Origin of the sequence: Flavobacterium sp. (assembly GCF_043773265.1) — a bacterium.
Classification (GTDB): Bacteria; Bacteroidota; Bacteroidia; order Flavobacteriales; family Flavobacteriaceae; genus Flavobacterium.
The window spans coordinates 1-3,911 of record NZ_JAYVFH010000271.1; the positions used below are offsets into that span (position 1 = coordinate 1).

The following is a 3,911-nucleotide window of genomic DNA, read 5'->3' on the forward strand; positions in this document are numbered from 1 at the left end:
TTTTGGTTTTTTATAATCACCTGAAATCGAAGTGTTTGTTGAATTGTTTTATCCAAATTGGATAATAAAACTAATCAAATTGCAAAAGAAAACACATAAATATCACAAAAACTTGTGGATAAACTTAATAATTAATTTTTATTAAAATCAATGTGAATATTATTGATTGATTTTATTAAATCCTGTTGATTTTTTTTGCCATAAATTTGAAAGCTCATCGAAGTTGACAGGATTTACAGATTTTTGTTCAATTAACCTTCCTCTTAAAAATGCTCTATATAGTATTGTTTCTATAAAATAATCTTCATTAACATAATAAGGATTGTATTTTGTTTTTAGATTTATATCAAAAAGTTTTGCTGTATTGTTTGACCAAAATGCTTTCCAACCATTCTTGTAGTTTTTAATGAGATCAAAAGTTGTGAAGCCTGTTTGTCTGTGGATAAGTTTTACCAATATCTGCCCTTGTTTTCTTGAAAGTTTTTTTAATTGAATCTTAAATTCATTCTCCATATAATCCTCAACAATTTTAAAATATTTTTTTTTCTCCTTGTTTGATTTTAGTTTATCCATATTAGAATTTAAAGCAATTAATCTTTCGGAAGCAGTTTTAGCATATGGATAAACCTTATAAACTCTATTTTGGAGCAACAAAAATTGTTTTTGTGCTTCTGGATCTAGTTTCTCCTTATTAATTTGAACTTCTTCCAAAAAAACTGTATCTCTCAACATCGAAATTGTATCTCCATCAAGAACAATAAATTTTTCGTTTTTTATACTATCTGTTTTTATTTGAGCAAAAAACAAATTAGAAATAAAAAAAAATACTATTAAAAAAGAATGTTTAATCATAATTCTAAAATTGAATGTAAAAATATGAAATATTCATAACAAGTGTAATGCCAAATTTATATTTTAGCAAAAAATTTAATATGAAAACAAAGACAATACTATCAAAATCATCTATTTCTTTTTTAGAAAAATACTTAAACAACTCTTCTCCAACCGGTTATGAATTTCAAGGACAAAAACTTTGGATGGAGTATTTAAAACCATATGTTGATACTTTTATAACAGATACATATGGAACAGCTGTAGGAATAATAAATCCAGATGCAAAATTTAAAGTTGTAATTGAAGGCCACTCTGATGAAATTTCATGGTATGTTAATTATATTACTGACAACGGACTTATTTATGTTATCCGAAACGGTGGTTCTGATCATCAAATTGCACCTTCTAAACGTGTAAATATTCACACTAAAAATGGAATTGTAAAAGGAGTTTTTGGTTGGCCAGCAATTCATACAAGAAATCGCGGGAAGGAAGAACCTGCAACTTTACACAATATCTTTATTGATTGTGGTTGTGCTACTAAAGAAGAAGTTGAAAAACTTGGAGTTCATGTTGGTTGTGTGATTACTTATCCTGACGAATTTATGATTTTAAATGAAAACAAATTTGTTTGCAGAGCAATTGACAATAGAATGGGTGGTTTCATGATTGCAGAAGTCGCTCGTTTATTGAAAGAAAATAATAAAAAACTTCCTTTTGGATTATATATTGTAAATGCAGTTCAAGAAGAGATTGGTCTTCGTGGTGCAGAAATGATTACTCAAACAATAAAACCAAATGTTGCAATTGTTACTGATGTTTGTCATGATACATCAACTCCTATGATTGATAAAAAAATTGAAGGTGATTTACAAATGGGAAAAGGTCCAGTTATAGCATATGCACCAGCAACTCAAAATATACTACGTGAATTAATCATTTCTACTGCAGAAGAAAAGAAAATTCCGTTTCAAAGGCACGCAACTTCACGAGTTACAGGAACAGATACTGATGCCTTTGCATATAGTAATGGCGGTGTTCCATCTGCATTAATATCACTTTCTTTGCGTTATATGCATACAACCGTAGAAATGGTTCATAGAGAAGATGTTGAAAACGTAATAAAATTAATATATGAAAGTATACTGAAAATTGAAAATAATCATAATTTCTCTTATTTTAAATAATATTTTAAAATGTAATAATGAAAAAAGTTCCAAATCTTAATAGCTTTGGAACTTTTTTTTATTTATTTTTTTAAATACTCTAAAACATTATTTTCAATACGTTTATTTATTTCAGAAACTTCTGCTTTTATAAATTTTTCACCTAATATATTTTCATACAATTCAATATAACGATTGGAAACTAATTCAATATAATCATCTGTCATATCTGGAATTTTCTGTCCTTCTTTTCCTTGAAAACCATTTTCTATTAACCAACGACGCACAAATTCTTTAGATAATTGTTTTTGCTCTTCGCCTTCATCTTGTCGATTTTGATATCCTTCTAAATAAAAATAACGTGAAGAATCTGGTGTGTGAATTTCGTCAATAAGCACAATTTTTCCATCTCGAGTTTTTCCAAACTCATACTTTGTATCAACCAAAATTAATCCGCGTGTAGCTGCAATTTCTGTTCCTCTTTGGTACAAAGCACGAGTATATTTTTCTAAAACTAAATAATCTTCTTCGGTAACAATTCTATTTGATAAAATAGCTTCACGAGAAATATCTTCATCATGAGAACCATTATCAGCTTTGGTAGTTGGAGTTATAATTGGAATTGGAAATTTATCATTTTCCTTTAATTCTTCAACCATTGTTACACCACAAATAGTTCGTTTACCAAGTGCATATTCACGAGCTGCATGACCAGAAAGATAACCACGAATTACCATTTCAACTTTAAATGGCTCACATAAATGTCCAACAGCAACATTCACATCTGGAGTCGCAATTAACCAATTCGGAACAATATCTTGTGTCAATTGCATAAATTTAGTAGCAATTTGATTCAAAATCTGACCTTTATACGGAATTCCTTTTGGCATTACAACATCAAATGCAGATAATCTATCGGTGGCAATCATCACTAATAGTTCATCATTAATATTATAAACTTCTCTTACTTTACCGCGATAAACCGATTTTTGATTAGGAAAATGAAAATCTGTTGTAGTTATTGTGTTCATTATATTTAGGGTTAATCTAAACTTGATTTAAGAATTTATTTTTTTATGAAATTCTTCAGGTTATGGATGTTGTATGTTTAGCAAAAATACTGCGTTTAAAAGAGAAATACAATTATTTTATTTACTTAAAACATATTTTCTTATAACAATATTAAACAACCTATATCCTAAGAATTTTCTTAAATATTTCATCAAATTAGCATCAAAACCTATTGAAAATCGTCTGAATCTTTTTGATGGATTTTCTGCAATTTCATAAATTTTTTCTAGAACAGAATCTGTAAGTTTATGATTATCAACCGTTTTTTTATTCATTATAGTGTCTATACTTTTCATCATAGAATTATATGAATCAATGTCAGATTTTTCAGATTTGGCTACATTTTTTTGAAAATTCGTTGGAACATTACCAAACTGAACAGTACAAACACTTATATTAAAATCCATTAACTCATATGCCATACACTCTGAAAGACTTTCTACAGCTTTTTTGGTAGAATGATAAAAACTTCCTAACGGCAAATTTACTAAGCCAGCAATTGAGGTGATATTTATAAACTGGCCTTTCATTTGTTGACGAAAATGTGGAATAAAAGCACGGCAAACCTTGACAACTCCAAGCCAATTGACATTAACAATAGCTTCAATTTTGGCATCTTCAGATAATTCTACAAAACTGCGATAGCCAATACCTGCATTATTGATAATTACATCAATAGATTTGTAATCGTTAAAAATTGACACTTTTGCTTTTTCAATGCTTTCAGAACAAGTTACGTTGAGTTCGTAACATTTTATGTTTGGAAATTTTTCAAAAACATCTGCTCCTTTTATACAAAGCATTGTAGCAATGACATTCCAACCTTTTTTAGAAAAATGA

4 protein-coding genes are annotated in these 3,911 nt (G+C 28.4%); 1 reads left to right on the forward strand and 3 read right to left on the reverse strand.

The genetic code is table 11. The features are described from left to right. Positions 1-159: 159 nt before the first annotated feature. A complete protein-coding gene (locus ACH2BO_RS14320; RefSeq protein WP_395045414.1) occupies positions 160-852 on the reverse strand; it encodes a DUF4294 domain-containing protein in 693 nt (230 codons plus the stop codon). 80 nt (positions 853-932) lie between these two features. Between ACH2BO_RS14320 and ACH2BO_RS14325 the strand changes: the two genes are divergently transcribed. Continuing rightward, positions 933-2,021, forward strand: a complete 1,089-nt coding sequence (locus ACH2BO_RS14325) for a M42 family metallopeptidase (protein ID WP_395045415.1) — start codon at positions 933-935, stop codon at positions 2,019-2,021. Between the two features lie 62 nt (positions 2,022-2,083). Here ACH2BO_RS14325 and ACH2BO_RS14330 read toward each other — a convergent pair whose 3' ends face one another. Both ACH2BO_RS14330 and ACH2BO_RS14335 read right to left on the reverse strand, forming a co-directional pair. After that, a complete protein-coding gene (locus tag ACH2BO_RS14330) occupies positions 2,084-3,031 on the reverse strand; it encodes a phosphoribosylaminoimidazolesuccinocarboxamide synthase (protein ID WP_395045416.1) in 948 nt (315 codons plus the stop codon). Between the two features lie 117 nt (positions 3,032-3,148). After that, a partial coding sequence (locus ACH2BO_RS14335) for an SDR family NAD(P)-dependent oxidoreductase (RefSeq protein ID WP_395045417.1) occupies positions 3,149-3,911 on the reverse strand: 763 nt, incomplete at its 5' end.